The following is a 17,752-nucleotide window of genomic DNA, read 5'->3' as shown; positions in this document are numbered from 1 at the left end:
ATGAAAACAATTAAAATTTTATCATTACTAGTACTTGTTGTAGTAATAAGTGCATTTACTGTTTATAAGAAAAATGAAACATCGGGGTATAATATAGGTGACGTAGCCGAAGATTTTAGCTTAATGAACGTTAATGGAAAAATGGTTTCTCTATCAGATTATAAAGATGCCAAAGGTTTTATTGTAACGTTTACCTGTAATACTTGTCCATATGCAGTGGCTTATGAAGATAGAATTATAGCATTGAATAATAAGTATGCTTCAAAAGGATATCCGGTCATTGCAATTATGCCAAATAATACAGTAGTTAAACCAGGTGATGATTTAGCAGCAATGAAAGCTAGAGCTATAGAAAAAGGATTTACTTTTCCTTATTTAATAGATAAAAATCAAACAATATACCCTAAATATGGAGCTACCAAAACACCACATGTTTTTGTGTTAGAAAAAACAAAAAAAGGAAATATAGTAAAATACATTGGTGCTATTGATGATAATTATAAAGATGCCAATGCTGTAAAAGTAAAGTATACAGAAAATGCTGTTGATGCATTGCTTGCAGGTAAAGATATTGAGTTAAAGGAAACCAGAGCTATTGGCTGTAGTATAAAAAAATAACGAATAAGTAAAAACCCAAAGTAAATAAACTTTGGGTTTTTTATGATTATTATTAGTTAAAATATTTTTGGATGGTAGAAAATAAAAGGTCTTTACGAATGGGTTTTGTTAAAAAATCATTACACCCCGCTGTTATGGCTAGCTCATTATCTTTGGAATGAGATTTTGAAGTTTGTACAATTATAATAATATCTTTATTAAACTCTCTAATTTGTTTAGTAGCATCATAGCCATTCATTTCAGGCATATTAATGTCCATTAAAATAATATCTATATCTGGGTTTTTAGTGCAAATATCAACGGCTTCTATTCCTGTTTTAGCTCTTAAAAGTTCTGGTTTTTTTTCTTTTAATAAATAGGTTAAAAGAAAGTTAGAAACTTCATCATCTTCGGCAATCAATATTTTTAATTTTTTTACAAAAGTAGAAGGTTCATTGTTCTTTACATCTTGCATATATTATAAAGTTAGCGAGTAATAATTTGGCATAATACTATAAAAGTAATTAAGATATGCTAAAAAAACAATATGATTGTATTATAATTAAAATTTAGCTACTAAATAAACAATATCAATTTAAACAATAATCGTTTTTAAAAGTGTATAACCATCTGTAGTGTTTCCAGATAATGTGTCTGCCATGTTTTGGTCTAAACTATCAGAAAAAACATTATCTCTTTCATTTAAAGTATTTGCTGTTCCGTTGTAATTACTAGTTGCATAAACAGTGTCACAAATATTTTTAGGAAAAGCAATTTGAGTGACTCTAATTGAACTTTTGTTACTGTTTAGAATTTCTACATGTATATGTGGAGCTCTACCATTGTACCAACCGGGAAAAATGCTAATAAAAGAGGCTTGTCCATTACTATCTGTTGTTTGTCTGCCCCTTAAAAAATGATTATTTGTGTAGTTTGTGTTTTGCATGCCTGTACCTCCATATTCAGAATAATCTCCTTGTGCATCGCAATGCCAAATGTCTACCAATACACCAGAAAGAGGTTCGCAATTATTACTTTGGTCTTGAACGGTTAAGGTAATTAACATGGCAACTCCGCTTCGATCTCCAATAATATTTTCTCTAACCAAATCACTAGGTGTTTTTATAGGAAAAGGTCCCGCTGTTTCACTAGGAGATAAGGTACAGTCTCCCAAAGTTGAATTTTCATCAGAGACATTGTCTGTTTCATTATCCTTAGAACAACCGTTAATAATAGTTGGTATGGCAACAATAGACCCCATACTTATTAAACCATTTTTTATAAATTTTTTTCGATCCATTTTTTTATGAATTTTAATTATCCTTCTATTTTTTTTATGAAATCATCTTTGTAATTCAATCCTATAGGAATCCATTTGTCTTCAATTATAATTCTGTTTCGCTGTACAGAGTGTATGTGATTTAAAGAAATAATATAAGATTTATGAACTCTTATAAAGTTTAATTTCCCTAGTTTTTCTTCAAAACTTTTTAGGCTACTTAGGGTTAAAATAGGTTTGGGTTTATTGGTGTAAATCTTTATATAATCCTTTAAAGATTCAATATATCTAATGTCTGACAAGTTTATTTTTAGGTTTTCGTATTCTGATTTAACAAAAATAAATTCTGATGTAACCTCTTTGTTAACAGCATTAGGAGTTTCTTCTTTTTTTAATTTAAATAAATCATGAGCTCTAGTGGTGGCTTTTAAAAACCGATGAAAAGGAATGGGTTTTATTAAATAATCAATGGCGTTTAAATTAAAGCCTTCTACCGCGTAATGAGAGTAAGCGGTTGTAAAAATAAACATGGGTTTTTTGTCTAATGATTTTACCACATCAATTCCAGAAAAATTAGGCATTTCAATGTCAGTAAAAATTAAATCAATGTCTTTTTCTTGTAAAATATTTGTAGCATCAAATCCGTTTGAGCATGATGCAACCAATTCTAAATAAGAGATTTTAGAAATAAAATCTTCTAGCAGTTCTAGTGCTAATGGTTCATCATCAATAATTATACATTTCATTTGTTAGCCTTTTTTAGTTTAATTATTAATTTAACTTCATAAGATTTTCCATTGTTAATAATTTCTAGGTTGTGTGAGTTTGGATATAATAAATGAAGTCTGTTTTTGATGTTTTCTAAGCCAACTCCAGAATTTTCACTTTTGTAATTTTGAGGAGATGAAATATTATAGGTATAAAAATGTAGCTCGTTGTTTATAATATTTATTTTAATTCTTATTTCTGTTTTACCTTTAAAATCGGTTCCATATTTAAAGGCATTTTCAATAAAAGAGATTAGTAATAAAGGTTCTATTTTATAGTTTAAATCTCCTTGAATGTTTACTCTAACACCGCTAGAATCTTTAACTCTAAGTAATTGTAGAGCAATATAATTTTTAATGTGTTCTACTTCTTTTTCTAAAGGAACAAGGTTTTCATTGGCTTCATAAATCATATACCTCATTAATTCAGATAGCGTAACAACGGCTTCTGTAGTATCATCAGATTTTTTATTGGCCAAAGAATATATACTGTTTAAGGTATTGAATAAAAAGTGAGGGTTTAATTGTGCTTTTAAAAAAGATAGTTCTGAATTTACTTTTTGTGATTGAATCACAACTCTTTCCTTTTCCTTTTTATACCATTCTAAAGCCAAACGTATACTTGTACTAAGTGCAAAAAATAAAGAAACTAATAAAAATATAGGGAATGATGGATGCATCATTCTATTGTTATTTGGACGAAAATCTTTAAAATTGGGATTGTCTAATTTTTTAGGAAAATCTGGAGGAACTTCATTAAAAACCGGCAAATCCCTTGAATGAGGAATTAAGGGTTCTACTACATAAATAATTAATAAAAAAAACGTTGTTGCTACTACAGCATACAAAATTATTTTGTTGTTTAAGAGTAGGTTAGGTACAAGAATGGAGTAGTTTAGATAAAATAGACCAACAAAAACAATTGTTCTAATATAAAAATCATAAGGAATGGTATTAAACTTTAGAAAAAACTGAATGGCTATAATAGCAAAAAAAATTCCCCATATAAGCATGTGAATAAACACTGTAGAAGGGCTTTTTGAAATTGAGTTTAGTTGATTCATTCGTTTAAATAATAAGTTGTATCATTTTAATTGTTTGTATAAGATGAGTTTATTAAAATCACCTTATACAAACATGAGACCATTAAAGATTAATCATCTTCATTTTCTAGTTCTTCTGGTCTAAACTCCCAAACATCATCAAAATAATAACTACCACTTCTTCCCATAAGTACAAAGGCTTTAGAGTCAAAAGTAAAAGCAGAAGCATCTTGTCTTGCAGAACCTTCAAAGGCAGGTAATTCTTCCCAGGTATCTGTAGCTGGGGTGTATTCCCAAGCATTGGTGTTTACATAACTAGCAATTCCTGTAGTAACATATCCTTTTCCGTTCAGAGAAAAAGCAGTTCCGTTACTTAGCAAAATTTCGTAGTCATCATCATCGTCATCATCGTCATCTAAATCAGTTAATCTTGTCCAGGTAGTACCGTCAAATGCATAAAAGTCTTTTTCGTAAGATCCGTTGTGAATTCCTAAACCTATATAAGCAACATTATTAATTACAAACACAGATGCTTCTTTACGTTTTTCACCACCAAAACCAAGAGTTTGTTCCCAAGTATCTGTGTTTGGATCGTATTTCCAAAAATCTTTTTGTTCACTACCATCGTAACCTGTACCAATATATCCGTAGTTTCCAATAGCAAAACCAATAGCTCCATATCTTTCGGTACCTGCAAAATCTGCTTTTTGTGTCCAAGTATCTGTACTAGGATCGTATTCCCAAAAATCTTTTAATTCATTATCTCCATCATATCCAGTTCCTACATATCCTTTTCCGTTTAAAGCAAAACTAACAGCACCACTTCTGGCAACTCCTGGAAAAGCTGTTTTTTTAACCCAATAATCATCTTCAGAATTGTATTCCCAAGTATCAGCTAAATAATCATCACCATCATAACCTGTTACTAAATATCCTTTGGTTCCCACAGTAAAACTTACAGAGCCTGCACGTGAGTTCCCGTCAAAAGTAGAACTCTCTACCCAGTTACCATATTCATCATCGTCATCATCTTCAGTACAGCCTACAAAGCATAAGACTAAAAGTGCTGTTAAAAATAAAATGTTTCCTTTTTTTATTAAATTCATTTTTTCGTTAATTAGATTACTATAATTACTTCTTTAATTCCACTTACTTTTGTTAGCAAGTTTATTAACAATGCTCAAAAATAGAGGCAATTGTATAGAAATCAGCATCAAATAGACCAACAAGGTATTTGTATCTCTTTATCATTTAAAAATATCGACAAACAAGATTTTAGGTTTTTTCTATTGTTTTTTTTAACTCATCTATAAAAAAGCAGTGTTGGTATATTTTAGAAGACACAAAAGAAACACTCAAGATATATTTGCTTAAAAAAGTAAAATGAAGTTTACAATTTTAGGTATTATAGTTACCGTTTTTATGATGTCTTGTGCTACGGATGATGCAGAATATGCTGTTGGGAGTGATTTTATAGATAGCACTGTAGAGGTTAAAGTAATAGATACTTTTACTGTAAATACGGGAACTTATAAATTAGATTCTTTAGTAACCTCGGCTACCAATCGTATTTTAATTGGTAGTGTTAATGATGCTTATTTGGGGCAAACTACTGCTCAATCTTATTTTCAAATTCAGAATTATATTTTTAGTATAGATAAAAATGCCGTGTATGATTCTATTGGTTTTGTGTTGAATTATGATTCTTATTATTATGGAGATACCCTGCAACCTCAAACCTATAAAATTCATAGAATTACCGAAACTTTTGAACCAAAAGATGATGGTGATGATTTTTACAATACATCAAAACTTACGTTTGATCATGAGTCTTTGGGAGAGGTTACTTTTACTCCAAGGCCAAATACAAGTACAGACTCTATTTATATTCCAATGGAGTATGAGTTGGGTGAAGAAATTTTCAATAAAATTATTGATGATGATATCAATACCTCCGATGATTTTCTTCAATATTTTAAAGGATTAACCATTCTACCCGATACTTTATCAAACAGTCATGTGTTAGGCTTTAACGCTTATACTACAACCAGTACCGATAAAAATTCTAGCATGAGACTTTATTATACGCTTAAAGATGAAGATGCTGAAGGAGAAAGTTATTATGTTGAGTTTGTTGTTTCATCAACAAATAAACAATTTAATGCCATTAAAACAGATGTTACAACTACCAATATTAACGGGGTGAATGATTTAGAAACAGTTATTCCTAGTCAGCAAACAAACAATTTAATATACGCACAGGCAGGAACAGGAATTTCAGCCAGAGTTCACATTCCCTCTATAAAAAAACTAAAAGAAATGTCTCAAGTAGGTTCTTCTTTGGGAGCTGCATTAACTTTTAGGCCTTTAAAAGGAACTTATGATAAATACAATCCATTAAAAGATTCATTAAGCATTTATGTAATAGATCATAAAAACAGAATTATGAATTTATTAACAGATGTTGATGGTTATACTGCTTATGCAGTTTTAAACGAAAATGATGATGAGTTTGATAGTGATACATACTACAGCGTTGATTTGGGTGGTTTTGTAGAAGAAATTTTAACTACTGAAGAAAATTTAAATTATTCTTTAATGATACAGTTTGTTGATGTTAATAATTCGGTAGATAGAGTAATTGTTGAAGATCCTGAGAGCGAAAGTGATAGGGTAAAATTAACCGTAAAATATTTAAACTATTAAGCAAATGTTAAAACAAATAACAATATTGTTGGTTTTTGGAGTGGTAAAAGTTTTAACGGCTCAAAATAATATAAACACTCCGTATTCTTTGTTTGGGTTGGGAGTAGAAAATAATACTGCAACTGGAGGACTAACAGGATTGGGGAATAGTGGTGTTGCTCAGAAAACATTTGATGAGATTAATATTTTTAATCCCTCAAACTTGGCAAATATACAGCAACAATCTTTTTTACAAGATTTTGGAATTAGTGGGTTGTATTCTCAATTAAAAAATTACAACACCAATCAAACCACTTATAAAGGAAATATATCTCATATAGTATTTGCTTTTCCTTTGGCAAAAGGTTGGGGAATGAGTTTAGGACTTTTGCCTTACACTACTACAGGCTATAAAATTGATGTTGAAAATTATATAGAAGGAACCACACAAACTTATACTACAAGAATGGTAGGAACAGGAGGGTTGAATAAGTTTTATGTTTCTAGTGGTGTAAAAGTTACAGATAAATTGTCTTTAGGATTAGATTTTACTGCTCTGTTTGGAAATGTAAATCAGGATAGCGAATTGTACTCTAGTTATTTGATTGATATACAAGACAAAAATCATTACTCTGGTATAAGGTTAAAAGCAGGATTTCAATATGATGTGTTTAGGAGTAAAAAAAATGAAACTACTCTTGGTGGAGTTGTAGAATTGCCTACATCTTTAAGTGGAAAACAAATCAGAACCTCTTACAAAACTTCAAATGCTGGAACCATTACTTATATGGAAAACGCTGTAGAAAATGAGTTAGATGATTTTGAAATGCCTCTTACTTTTGGTTTAGGACTTAGTTCTTCTTTTAAAAATTTCACCACCAATTTAGATTATAAAAAATTGTTTTGGCAAAATACCAATCAACAAGAGAATGATGGACGTTATACAAATCAAAGCATTTATGCATTTGGATTAGAATATAAGCAATACAATAACAAGGCAGATTTTTTTAGACAGGTAAAATATAGGTTTGGATTAAATTATAATTCAGGGTTTTTACAAATATCAAACCAACAAATCAATAGCTGTTTTGGTTCACTAGGGGTTGGAATTCCTATTAATAAAGAAGGTAGAAATAGGTTAAATATATCTTATTCATACGGTAAAGAAGGAACAACAAATAGTAGATTGGTACAAGAAAATTTCCATAAAATCAGCATCAACTTAAGTTTTAATGGAAACTGGTTTAAAAAACGAAAAATACTATAAAGCTAAAGAAGTTAATATTATTACTGTTAAGGTCTTGTTATTTTATATTTCTCGTATAATCTTTCAATATTTACTTCATTAGCAGTTCCATTGTGTATAAGCAAACCATAACTTAACGTAATAGGTTTTTCTTGATACAAGGGTGTTGTTTTAGCTCCCGGATGAGGGAATACAGCATTCTGCATGCTGTTTTTAGCACGTAATATCCATGGGGAAGGGTAGCCAGGATTGTTTGGGAGACACAATATGGTTAGTCCAGCCATGGTTTTGTTTTGTCCGTAAGGACCAGAAATATCTAACCATCCATCAGCTTTTATGGGTAAAATGTTTGGGGTTACAGTTCCATGTGAACCTGTAAATTTTGTGTTTTCAAAAAGTTTAATTCTAGGAGAAAAACCACCGTAACCCTTAGCATCTGTAGAACCACCAATACGCATATAAGGTTCTAAAGCAAAAAGAGATATTTTTACAATTATTAGCCTAGAATTGTTTTTTTTAGGATAAACGGTTATTGTGGTATTTTCTTTAACCATTGGTTTTTCTTTACCATATTCATCTAACCAAAGATTACTTTTCCAAAAAACAGTGGTTTTAATACTTTTTGATGTCCCTTTGGTTTTTAATTGTTTTACCTCGTTAATTTCCTGATAAAAGTTTTCTAATTCCCATCCATCTCCCAACCGTTTATCGCCAATATACAATTGATGCCATGCCCAAAAAATTCCTCTGTGATGAGGATGATCTTTAGGGAAATCTTCAGTTAATATTTGTCCGTCTAAAGTATAGAGTGGATGAATATAATTGTTTCTAGCAAATTGTCCGTTGATTGATTTTTCTGCAATTTGATAAACCAAAATAGAATCATTCCCTTCTGTAAAATAAACAGCATTGTTGTCTATTTTAAGATTGATGATTTGAGAGAATGTAATATTTGTAATTAGGAAGAAACAAATATAAATGTATAAAAAACGCATGTTTTATAATTCTTAGAACTTTGTAAATATAGTTAAAAGAACCAAGGCTTAACAACTTGTTTAATATTCAAAAGTAGGAGTTCCGTTAGTACAAATAACAGCAGTTGGTTGTTGTGGAGTAGAACAATCAGAAAAGACATTCCATTTTTGATTGTAGTTTTTTTCTGCTTCAGTATAAGCGGCAACCATTTCTAAAAAGTTAGTTACATCTATATGCTTAGAATAAGCAATGTATTCTTTTGGTCCTCCACAGGCTTTGTTTCCTATGGCTGTAAAACTCCAATCTATACTGTTATCACAGGTTGTACTAGAGGCAAGTGTGCTTATTTTTTCACGTAAGATATTTAGCGTTTTTAAATCTTCTTCTTGGGTAGATTCGTTGTTTTTATCACAAGAAATTAAACCAATGAATATTAAAGCAGCAATACAGAATATATTTTTCATTATAAGGATTTATTTTTAAGATGGGATTTTGGTTATTTGGTTGCTTGTTTTAGTGAAAATAAATATATACTATAGATTTTAACTACAACAAACGTAGATTTAGCTAAAAAAAGACATCAAATTAAGTTGAACTTTGTATAAACAAAAAAATAATTTAAGATGTCAAAAAGTAAAATAGCATTGGTAACAGGAGGAAGTAGAGGTTTAGGAAAAGAAATGGCTATAAATATAGCCAAAAAAGGAATTGATGTAGTCATTACTTATCACACAAATAAATCTGCTGCCGAAGAAGTAGTTAAGGAAATTAATAAAACAGGGCAAAAAGCAAAAGCATTTCGGTTAGATACAAGTAAAATAGAAAGTTTTGAGGAGTTTTTTAATCAAATGTCTACATATTTAAACAAAGAGAATGGAGCACCTATGTTTGACTTCTTAATTAATAATGCAGGAACAGGAATTTATTCTCCTTTTATAGAAACTACGGAAAATCAATTCGATGAAATGTATCACATTCATTTAAAAGGAGTTTACTTTTTTACTCAAAAAGCCTTAACTTTTCTAAATAATAATGGAAGTATTATTAATATTTCATCGGGTTTAACAAGGTTTTCATTTCCAAATTCATCAGCTTATGCTATGATGAAAGGAGCGGTTGAGGTTTTTACCAAGTATTTAGCTAAGGAATTAGGGCACAAAGGTATTACAAGTAACACTGTTGCTCCAGGAGCCATTGCTACTGATTTTGGTGGAGGAGCTAATAAAAATGATGAAGCTAAACGAAGAGCTGTGGCGAGTATTACTGCTTTGGGTAGAATAGGAGAGCCTACTGATATTGGAGCATTGGTTGCTTTTTTATGTACCGAAGATGCTAGGTGGATTAATGGACAACGTATAGAGGTTTCTGGTGGGATGTTATTATAAGTAAGTATATATGAAAGAATATCAAATTGTAAAATTAAATACCATAGCAGAGTTTCATAAAGTAAGGGGATTAAAGCCTCCTGAACACCCTTTAATTAGTTTGGTAGATTATAGTCAAATTAAGCATTTGCCAGCGTATAGCAAAGTAGGTTGGTTGCAAGGGTATTATACTATTGGCTTAAAAAGGAATATTATAGGGAAATACAGATATGGTCAAAAAGATTATGATTTTGATGAGGGATTGATGTCTTTTTTTGCTCCCAATCAAATACTAAATGTTGAGTATATTAAAAGTGATGTTGACAAAGTTCCATCGGGTTGGATTTTGTTAATACATCCTGATTTTTTGTGGGGATCTATATTGGCTCATAAAATAAAACAATATGATTTTTTTGATTACTCTCTAACAGAATCTTTGTTCTTATCAGAAAAAGAAGAAAACATTGTTTTAGATGTATTTAAAAAGATTAAACAAGAATACCAATCTAATCTAGATGCTTTTAGTCAAAACATTATAATAGCTCATATTGAATTGTTGTTAAATTATGCTGAACGATTTTACGAAAGACAATTTATTACCAGAAAAAAGAACAATCATGAAGTTTTGTCAAGGTTAGAAGATTTATTAAATCATTATTTTAAAAGCGATGCAATTACCGAAAAAGGATTGCCTACCGTTCAATACATTTCTGAGCAATTAAATTTATCTCCTAATTATTTAAGTAGCTTACTTAAAAATTTAACAGGACAAAGCACGCAGCAGCATATACATACCAAATTAATTGAAGAAGCAAAAGAAAAATTATCTACCACAAATCTCTCGGTAAGTGAAATTGCTTTTGAGTTGGGTTTTGAACATTCCCAGTCTTTTAGCAAAGTATTTAAGTCTAAAACCAATTATTCTCCTTTAAAATTTAGAGCTAGTTTTAATTAGTGATATGGAGGTGAAAAAGAGGATGTTAAAAATATTAGCAAACGTCATTCTGAATTTATTTCAGAAACGCAATATGTTTTGAAAGCGTAGTGATGAGAAACTGAAACGAGTTCAGTTTGACGAAATTTTCGATTTTTGGATAGTGTTTTCCATCCGTAAAAAACAAGAACGTCTTTCTAGCATGCTAGAAAGACGTTCTTATTTTATTAGTTTTTAAAAACTATTCTTGTTTTTTCTGCCATTCCCAAGCAGATTTTAAAGCCGTTTCTAAGCTTAGCTCAGTTTTCCAATTTAACTCTTTGTTAGCAATAGTAGTATCTGCATAAGCAGCAGTAATATCTCCAGCTCTTCTGTCTACAATTTTGTAGTTTAATTTTACTCCGTTAGCCGTTTCAAAAGCATTGATAACCTCTAAAACAGAACTTCCTGTTCCTGTTCCTACGTTAAAAAACTCGTAAGTTTCTTTGTTGTTTTTTTCAATCAAACGGTTTAAAGCAGCAATGTGTGCTTTAGCCAAATCTACTACGTGAATATAATCTCTTACAGCAGTTCCATCAGGAGTATCGTAATCATCCCCGAAAACAGATAATTCAGCTCTCATTCCAGCAGCAGTTTGTGTAATAAAAGGAATTAAGTTTTGAGGAACCCCTAAAGGTAATTCTCCAATTTTTACAGATTCGTGAGCTCCCACAGGATTGAAGTATCTTAAAGCAATGGCATTAATTCCGTGGGCTTTAGAAGCATCTTGAATAATTTCTTCACCAATTTGTTTGGTGTTTCCATATACAGATTCAGCCTTTTTAACAGGAGCCTTTTCTGTAATAGGCAATTCGTCAGCCTGACCGTAAACAGTACATGAAGATGAGAAAATAAAGTTATCTAATTTTCTGTCTCTCATTTCTTGTAAAATGTAAACCAAAGCCCCTAAGTTGTTTTCGTAATAATCTAAAGGTTTGTGCATACTTTCCCCAACCGCTTTAAAAGCAGCAAAGTGAATAATTCCATCTACTTTGTACTTATCAAAAAAGGCTTTTACATCTGCTTTAATGCGTAAGTCAATTTGCTCAAAAGCTGGTTTAACTCCTGTAATTTCTGTAATCTGATCTAAAACTTTAATAGTTGTGTTAGATAAATCATCAATTACCACAACATCAAATCCTGCGTTTTGTAATTCTACTACGGTATGAGATCCAATAAATCCTAAACCTCCAGTAACTAATATTTGCTTAGCCATATTAATAAGTATTATTTTAAGTAATTAAGTATCGTTTTTGTTATCAATTCAAGTTGCTCAATTTCTAGAGCAGTATGCATGGGTAAAGATATTACTTGTTGTACCAATGTATTGGTGTTTGTAAAGTTATCTTCTATAACGTTTTCTTGCTTGTATGCTTTTTGGTTGTGTAACGGAACAGGATAATAAATAGCGTTAGGAATATTTTGTTCTTTTAAATATTCGTGCAATTCATTTCTTTTTCCGTTGGTAATTCTAAGGGTGTATTGATGAAATACATGGTTAGAAAAAGTTGAGGTAATTGGAGTAATAATATGTTTAGAATTGGCAAATGCACGGTTGTAAAAATTAGCTGCTTGCTGTCTTGCTTTGTTATAATGGTCTAAATGTGGTAATTTAATATTTAAGATATTTGCTTGAATACTATCTAACCTAGAATTGACTCCCACTACATCATAATAATATTTTTGATACATTCCATGGTTGGTCATTCCTTTTAGTTTGTGAGCTAATGCATCATCATTGGTAAAAATGGCCCCACCATCACCATAGCATCCTAAGTTTTTTGAAGGAAAAAAAGAAGTAGTTCCTATGGTTCCTATGGTTCCAGCTTTTTTTGTAGCTCCATCAGCAAAAATATAATCTGCTCCTAGGGCCTGAGCAGTATCTTCAATTACATATAAATTGTGTTTTTTAGCTAAATTTAAAATAGCTTCCATGTTGGCACATTGTCCAAATAAATGTACGGGAACAATCGCTTTGGTTTTTGGAGTGATGGCTTTTTCTAAAGCTTTAATACTGATGTTAAAAGTATCCAATTCAACATCAATCAACACTGGCGTTAATTTTAAAAGTTTAATCACTTCTACCGTAGCTGCAAAAGTAAAATCTACAGTAATTACTTCATCTTCTGGTTGTAAATCTAAAGCCATTAAAGCTATTTGTAAAGCATCGGTTCCGTTACCACAAGGAATTACGTGTTTTACATTTAAATAAGTGGCTAAATTTTCTTTAAAAGTTTGGACTTGTGGTCCATTTATAAAAGAAGTTTGATCTATTACTTGTTGAATAGAGTTGTCAATTTGTTCTTTTATGTCTAGGTATTGACTATTTAAGTCAACCATTTGAAGTTTTCTCATCTAGGATAGATTACGTTACAAATTAACAAAATAATCGCAAGGTTTCCTAAGTCAAGTGTAAAAGGATTCTTTATCTTTAGGCTACTTTTTAAAATAATATCATGAAGATTTTTAAGTATGTTATTGTTAGTGTTTTTTGCCTACTAGTAGGTTTGTCTATTGGGGTTTATGGCTATTTACAATATTTAAAACCAAGCTATAAAGGAACGGCACATATTGATGGAGTTCAAGGTACAGAAGTCTATTTTGATAGCATTGGAGTGCCTCATATTTTTGCCAATTCTGAAAAAGATGCCATGACGGTTTTGGGGTATGTACATGCACAAGAACGTTTGTGGCAAATGGAATTGTTAAGAAGAATTGCATCGGGAAGATTGGCTGAAGTTTTAGGAAAAGATTTGGTTGATGTGGATGTGTTTTTTTCTAATCTTGGTGTTGATGAAACAGTAGAAAAACAAGTGTTAGCTTTAAATAAAAATTCAAAAGTTAAGGGACTTGTAAACGCTTATTTAAAAGGAATTAATACTTATATAGATAATGGTGTAACCCCAATAGAGTTCTCTTTGTTGGGTATTGAAAAGGAACATTATACTCCTAAAGATATTTATTATGTTACGGCTTACATGGCTTTTAGTTTTGCCCATGCTTTTAAAACAGATCCAGTTTTAACTCATATAAAAAATAATTTAGGAACAGCATATTTAAAAGATTTGGCTATTGATGCGGATGAAAACACCGTATATCAAGAAAATTATGATGTAAGAAAAAATAGTATTTCAAGCATCAATCATCTGTTAGAAAAATTACCATTTCCCCAATTTATAGGAAGTAATGGTTGGGTATTGGCTCCAGAAAAAACAACTACAGGTAAAGTGTTGTTTGAAAATGATCCCCATATTGGTTTTGCACAGCCACAGGTTTGGTATCAAGCACATATTAAAACCCCAACCTATGAAAATTATGGATTTTATTTAGGTTTGTTTCCTTTTCCATTGTTAGCACATAATAGGGATTATGCTTTTGGTTTGACCATGTTTGAAAATGATGATTTAGATTTTTATCAAATCAATCAAAACCCAAAGGATAGTACTAAATACAGCGTTGCCACAGGGTTTTATGATTATGAGTTTGTTGAAAAAGAAATTAAGATAAAGGGAGAAACCTCAAAAAAAATGATCATCAAAAAAACGGTTTTAGGAACGGTGTTTAACGTAAGTTCTAAAAATTTAGACTCTGTACCTACTGTTGTCAATTGGGTGTATAACGAAAAACCTAATCAGGTTTTACAAACAGCTTATGGTATGAACCATGCTAATAATATTGATGATTTTGAAAATGCCATTGCTACTTTATCTGCTCCTGGATTGAATTTTGTGTATGGTGATAAAAAAAACAACATTGGATTGTGGTCTGCAGGACAATTATATAAACACATATCGCCTGAAGTAAATACCAAATTTGTGCTTGATGGAACAGATTTGTCTGAAGTACAAAAAGAATGGTTGCCATTTACTAAAAATCCAAAAGCAATCAATCCTCCAAAGGGATATCTGTTTACATCTAATGTACAACCAGAGGCTATTGATGGAGATTTATATCCAGGGTATTATTTGTCACAAGACAGGGCAGTGGCTATTAAAAAAGGAATTGAAGCCAAAGAAAAATTATCGGTAAGCGATATGAAAAGTTTGGTGAACAGCCATACCAATACTACAGCCATAGAAAATATTAAAGATTTGGTTGATGGGATTGACCTTGATAAATTAAATGATTTTGAGTTAAACGTTTTAGATAGGTTGGTTAAATGGAAAGGAAACCATCATTTAGAAAATATAGAGCCTACTATTTATTATAAATTGACTTTTAGGCTTTGGAAAAATACGTTTGAAGATGAATTAGGAGCCGATGATTTTAAAGATTTTGTGAATTCAAACCTATCAAGAAGAACTCAGAATAAATATTTAAAAAATCCAAACTCAGTATGGTGGGACAATATATCTACCTTAAGAAAAGAAACTTTTAAAGACATTGTAACTTTATCGTTTAAAAACGCTGTAACAGAACTCAAAGCAACCTTGGGAGAGGATATAAATGAATGGAAATGGGGTAAAGTACATACCGTAACTCATGAACATGCTTTGGCTAAAATAGATTTGCTTAAAAAGATTTTTAACGTGGGGGCTTTCCCTATGGTAGGAGGAAATGAAACTATTAATAATTTAATGTTTGATTATACAGAAGGCAATGAGTTTAAGGTAAATGCAGGTCCTTCAAGTCGTAGAGTTATAGATTTTTCTGATATAGAAAACTCTTATGCAGTAACACCAACAGGACAATCTGGATATTTTTTAAGTCCATTTTACAGCAATCAGACTAATTATTATAATACAGGAAAATATTATAAAATGTTGATGAATGAAGAGGAGATTAAAACATCAACATTAAAACTAATTTTTGAATAATAAGTGTTAGTTATGAAAGTTATAGATTTTACAGAGATTCAGATAAGAGAATATATAGAAGAAATTAGACCCCCTAGAGAGATAAGAAAAGAAGTAGATTTGTCTTATTCTTATGAAAATAATGTTGTTGAAATTTTTGAAATACGTCCTAAATGGGATGATATTAAGGTTATAGAAAACTTTCCAATTGCTAGAGTTAAGCATGTAAAAAGTAAAAATATTTGGAGAATTTATTGGATGGATTCCAATCAAAAATGGATTCAATACAAACCAAATTTTGAAGAGCAACACTTTTCAAAAGTTATTGAGATTATTAAGAAAGATGAACATGGATGTTTTTGGGGATAAAATCAATCAAAATGTTTTTACATAGAACATTCATCATTAGCAAATTCAGTCTCAATAGTAATATGATCAAAAGGGTATTTATGCAGTACTTTTTTTAGTTCTTTTTTAATTTTTATTACTTTGTTAAACGTAGTGTTTTCTTTTAAAACTATATGAGTGGTAAACACGTGGTGTTCTCCATCTAAAGACCAAATATGTGTGTGGTGAGTGCTATTGATGTCAGAAATATTTAATATTTCTTTTTTAATAATATCAATATCAATATCTAAAGGTTGAGCTTGTAAAAATAAGTACAAAGTTTCCTTTAGTCTTTTGATAACATTCCAAAGAATATAGATGGTAATTACAATAGATAATGCAGGGTCTAAATAAGGAATGTCTTTAAAATTTAAAACAATAGCAACAATAAGTACAGCCACCCATCCTAATACATCTTCCATTAAATGCCATGATAATACTTTTTCATTTAGTGTTTTTCCGCTGCTAATTTTCCATGCAGCATAGCTATTTACAGCTACACCAAAAATGGCAAAAACTAACATTCCTTGCGCATCAGAATGTTGAGGAGTAATCAATCTGTCAACAGCAGCATAAATCACAAAAACAGAACCTGTAAGCAATACTAGACTATTAACCAAAGCCCCTAATAAGGATAGACGTTTGTAGCCAAAAGAAAAAGTTTTTGTTGGTTTTTTGTTAGATTTTTCTTGCATGTACCAAGAAAACCCAAGAGATAAACTATCTCCCAAATCATGAATAGCATCAGAAATAATAGCCACACTGTTTACGTAAATTCCACCTATAATTTCAAAAATGGTAAAAGCCAAATTTAAAAAGAAAACCATTTTGATGTTTTTACTAGCATCGTGATGATGGTGGTGATCGTGTGACATATTATTTTATTCTTTTTCTATATAATTACTAGGGATGTTAAATAAATATTTAGAATTGTTAATAAATTGAATGTTACTAATAACTGCCTCTCCTAGTTGATTAGAAATTCCAGTTGTTTTATTCCATTCCCAAAAAGACCATTTGGTAGCTATTGGAATTCCGTCAACATCCTTGTAGTCTTCATACTTAATGGCATGAGGATCGCTTTCTGCTTTTTTTACGTTTTTTCCAAAAGTTACAATATAGGCAGCTGTGTTTATTAAGTAGTCATCCTGATCAGCATATAGGTAATACCAATCATCAGGAGAGTCTCCCGTTTCTGATGTAAAACTTAATTTTTGAGTGTAAAATAATTCATCATTTAATTTACCTTCTCCAAATTCTGACCACTTTGTTCCAGAATCATTTAGTTTGTAAGGAAATAAAAAGAAGTAAGCCCATGTATAAGCATCAAACCTAACGGCTTTTACGTTTTTAAAATTGGGTGAATAATACACACATTCGTTATGTGTATATATTTTGCTATTGTCTTTATTTTCAATCAATCCTTTTGATGAATTTGTTAATAAAGTAATACTAGCATTTAATCTTTCTTTTCCTCTAAATGTCAATAAGATATCAAATTTAACGGCTTTGTGTGATAAAAAATCTGTTTTATGATGAGCTTCTTCAATAGCTTTTATAGGTGTTTTTTTAGATTTTGATTTACAACATATAAAAGTAAAAGCACTAATAAGAATGATAAAAGATTTTAGAAATTTCAT

At 30.6% G+C, this 17,752-nt stretch carries 18 protein-coding genes; 7 read left to right on the top strand and 11 right to left on the bottom strand.

The genetic code is table 11. The features are described from left to right. Positions 1-618 carry a thioredoxin family protein gene (locus ACXGQT_RS06485; protein WP_457830589.1) on the top strand — a complete coding sequence of 206 codons (618 nt, stop codon included), beginning with the start codon at positions 1-3 and terminating at the stop codon, positions 616-618. 52 nt (positions 619-670) lie between these two features. Here the strand turns inward: ACXGQT_RS06485 and ACXGQT_RS06480 are convergent, their stop codons facing one another. From ACXGQT_RS06480 to ACXGQT_RS06460, 5 genes are all read right to left on the bottom strand, one after another. Continuing rightward, on the bottom strand, positions 671-1,072 hold the full coding sequence (locus tag ACXGQT_RS06480; protein WP_457830588.1) for a response regulator: 402 nt from the start codon (positions 1,070-1,072) through the stop codon (positions 671-673). Positions 1,073-1,192: 120 nt separating this feature from the next. Continuing rightward, positions 1,193-1,897 (bottom strand): dioxygenase family protein, encoded by a 705-nt coding sequence (locus ACXGQT_RS06475; protein WP_457830587.1) that lies wholly within the window; start codon positions 1,895-1,897, stop codon positions 1,193-1,195. Between the two features lie 17 nt (positions 1,898-1,914). Next, positions 1,915-2,622 (bottom strand): LytR/AlgR family response regulator transcription factor, encoded by a 708-nt coding sequence (locus tag ACXGQT_RS06470; protein ID WP_457830586.1) that lies wholly within the window; start codon positions 2,620-2,622, stop codon positions 1,915-1,917. After that, a complete protein-coding gene (locus ACXGQT_RS06465) occupies positions 2,619-3,707 on the bottom strand; it encodes a sensor histidine kinase (RefSeq protein ID WP_457830585.1) in 1,089 nt (362 codons plus the stop codon). Before ACXGQT_RS06465 ends, ACXGQT_RS06470 begins: the two co-directional genes overlap by 4 nt. A gap of 89 nt (positions 3,708-3,796) precedes the next feature. After that, positions 3,797-4,792: a Kelch repeat-containing protein gene (locus ACXGQT_RS06460; protein WP_457830584.1), complete on the bottom strand. Its 996-nt coding sequence runs from the start codon at positions 4,790-4,792 to the stop codon at positions 3,797-3,799. 277 nt (positions 4,793-5,069) lie between these two features. Between ACXGQT_RS06460 and ACXGQT_RS06455 the strand changes: the two genes are divergently transcribed. Next, complete coding sequence (locus tag ACXGQT_RS06455; protein ID WP_457830583.1) at positions 5,070-6,392, top strand: DUF4270 family protein; 1,323 nt, start codon at positions 5,070-5,072, stop codon at positions 6,390-6,392. A gap of 4 nt (positions 6,393-6,396) precedes the next feature. Beyond that, positions 6,397-7,638, top strand: coding sequence for a hypothetical protein (locus tag ACXGQT_RS06450; protein WP_457830582.1), 1,242 nt, complete (start codon positions 6,397-6,399; stop codon positions 7,636-7,638). 26 nt (positions 7,639-7,664) lie between these two features. Here ACXGQT_RS06450 and ACXGQT_RS06445 read toward each other — a convergent pair whose 3' ends face one another. Both ACXGQT_RS06445 and ACXGQT_RS06440 read right to left on the bottom strand, forming a co-directional pair. Then, a complete protein-coding gene (locus tag ACXGQT_RS06445) occupies positions 7,665-8,612 on the bottom strand; it encodes a DUF6807 family protein (RefSeq protein WP_457830581.1) in 948 nt (315 codons plus the stop codon). Between the two features lie 60 nt (positions 8,613-8,672). After that, a complete protein-coding gene (locus ACXGQT_RS06440) occupies positions 8,673-9,056 on the bottom strand; it encodes a hypothetical protein (RefSeq protein WP_457830580.1) in 384 nt (127 codons plus the stop codon). A 159-nt stretch (positions 9,057-9,215) separates the two neighbouring features. Between ACXGQT_RS06440 and ACXGQT_RS06435 the strand changes: the two genes are divergently transcribed. Next, positions 9,216-9,977 carry an SDR family oxidoreductase gene (locus ACXGQT_RS06435; protein ID WP_457830579.1) on the top strand — a complete coding sequence of 254 codons (762 nt, stop codon included), beginning with the start codon at positions 9,216-9,218 and terminating at the stop codon, positions 9,975-9,977. A 10-nt stretch (positions 9,978-9,987) separates the two neighbouring features. Continuing rightward, positions 9,988-10,911, top strand: coding sequence for a helix-turn-helix domain-containing protein (locus tag ACXGQT_RS06430; protein ID WP_457830578.1), 924 nt, complete (start codon positions 9,988-9,990; stop codon positions 10,909-10,911). Positions 10,912-11,131: 220 nt separating this feature from the next. Here ACXGQT_RS06430 and galE read toward each other — a convergent pair whose 3' ends face one another. Together galE and ACXGQT_RS06420 are read right to left on the bottom strand one after the other, a co-directional pair. Continuing rightward, complete coding sequence (gene galE, locus ACXGQT_RS06425) at positions 11,132-12,145, bottom strand: UDP-glucose 4-epimerase GalE (RefSeq protein ID WP_457830577.1); 1,014 nt, start codon at positions 12,143-12,145, stop codon at positions 11,132-11,134. An 11-nt stretch (positions 12,146-12,156) separates the two neighbouring features. Next, a complete protein-coding gene (locus tag ACXGQT_RS06420) occupies positions 12,157-13,284 on the bottom strand; it encodes a DegT/DnrJ/EryC1/StrS family aminotransferase (RefSeq protein WP_457830576.1) in 1,128 nt (375 codons plus the stop codon). A gap of 101 nt (positions 13,285-13,385) precedes the next feature. On the opposite strand from ACXGQT_RS06420, the gene ACXGQT_RS06415 reads away from it, so the two are divergent. Both ACXGQT_RS06415 and ACXGQT_RS06410 read left to right on the top strand, forming a co-directional pair. Further along, positions 13,386-15,746, top strand: coding sequence for a penicillin acylase family protein (locus ACXGQT_RS06415; RefSeq protein WP_457830575.1), 2,361 nt, complete (start codon positions 13,386-13,388; stop codon positions 15,744-15,746). Between the two features lie 12 nt (positions 15,747-15,758). Then, positions 15,759-16,094: a DUF3024 domain-containing protein gene (locus ACXGQT_RS06410; protein ID WP_457830574.1), complete on the top strand. Its 336-nt coding sequence runs from the start codon at positions 15,759-15,761 to the stop codon at positions 16,092-16,094. Between the two features lie 17 nt (positions 16,095-16,111). Here the strand turns inward: ACXGQT_RS06410 and ACXGQT_RS06405 are convergent, their stop codons facing one another. Continuing rightward, a complete protein-coding gene (locus ACXGQT_RS06405; protein ID WP_457830573.1) occupies positions 16,112-16,987 on the bottom strand; it encodes a cation diffusion facilitator family transporter in 876 nt (291 codons plus the stop codon). A 6-nt stretch (positions 16,988-16,993) separates the two neighbouring features. Next, positions 16,994-17,752, bottom strand: a complete 759-nt coding sequence (locus tag ACXGQT_RS06400) for a hypothetical protein (RefSeq protein ID WP_457830572.1) — start codon at positions 17,750-17,752, stop codon at positions 16,994-16,996.

The organism is Wenyingzhuangia sp. IMCC45467, from assembly GCF_054111205.1.
Note: the sequence above shows the minus strand (reverse complement) of the source record. Positions and strands in the feature narration are given on the sequence as shown.

Bases quoted from the DNA above. Each gene is read 5' to 3' on its own strand.
- ACXGQT_RS06435 (WP_457830579.1), top strand. From the start codon at position 9,216: ATGTCAAAAAGTAAAATAGCATTGGTAACAGGAGGAAGTAGAGGTTTA.
- ACXGQT_RS06445 (WP_457830581.1), bottom strand. From the start codon at position 8,612: ATGCGTTTTTTATACATTTATATTTGTTTCTTCCTAATTACAAATATT.
- ACXGQT_RS06465 (WP_457830585.1), bottom strand. From the start codon at position 3,707: ATGAATCAACTAAACTCAATTTCAAAAAGCCCTTCTACAGTGTTTATT.
- ACXGQT_RS06455 (WP_457830583.1), top strand. From the start codon at position 5,070: ATGAAGTTTACAATTTTAGGTATTATAGTTACCGTTTTTATGATGTCT.
- ACXGQT_RS06470 (WP_457830586.1), bottom strand. From the start codon at position 2,622: ATGAAATGTATAATTATTGATGATGAACCATTAGCACTAGAACTGCTA.
- ACXGQT_RS06410 (WP_457830574.1), top strand. From the start codon at position 15,759: ATGAAAGTTATAGATTTTACAGAGATTCAGATAAGAGAATATATAGAA.
- ACXGQT_RS06405 (WP_457830573.1), bottom strand. From the start codon at position 16,987: ATGTCACACGATCACCACCATCATCACGATGCTAGTAAAAACATCAAA.
- galE (WP_457830577.1), bottom strand. From the start codon at position 12,145: ATGGCTAAGCAAATATTAGTTACTGGAGGTTTAGGATTTATTGGATCT.
- ACXGQT_RS06450 (WP_457830582.1), top strand. From the start codon at position 6,397: ATGTTAAAACAAATAACAATATTGTTGGTTTTTGGAGTGGTAAAAGTT.
- ACXGQT_RS06400 (WP_457830572.1), bottom strand. From the start codon at position 17,752: ATGAAATTTCTAAAATCTTTTATCATTCTTATTAGTGCTTTTACTTTT.
- ACXGQT_RS06420 (WP_457830576.1), bottom strand. From the start codon at position 13,284: ATGAGAAAACTTCAAATGGTTGACTTAAATAGTCAATACCTAGACATA.
- ACXGQT_RS06430 (WP_457830578.1), top strand. From the start codon at position 9,988: ATGAAAGAATATCAAATTGTAAAATTAAATACCATAGCAGAGTTTCAT.
- ACXGQT_RS06480 (WP_457830588.1), bottom strand. From the start codon at position 1,072: ATGCAAGATGTAAAGAACAATGAACCTTCTACTTTTGTAAAAAAATTA.
- ACXGQT_RS06460 (WP_457830584.1), bottom strand. From the start codon at position 4,792: ATGAATTTAATAAAAAAAGGAAACATTTTATTTTTAACAGCACTTTTA.
- ACXGQT_RS06475 (WP_457830587.1), bottom strand. From the start codon at position 1,897: ATGGATCGAAAAAAATTTATAAAAAATGGTTTAATAAGTATGGGGTCT.
- ACXGQT_RS06415 (WP_457830575.1), top strand. From the start codon at position 13,386: ATGAAGATTTTTAAGTATGTTATTGTTAGTGTTTTTTGCCTACTAGTA.
- ACXGQT_RS06485 (WP_457830589.1), top strand. From the start codon at position 1: ATGAAAACAATTAAAATTTTATCATTACTAGTACTTGTTGTAGTAATA.
- ACXGQT_RS06440 (WP_457830580.1), bottom strand. From the start codon at position 9,056: ATGAAAAATATATTCTGTATTGCTGCTTTAATATTCATTGGTTTAATT.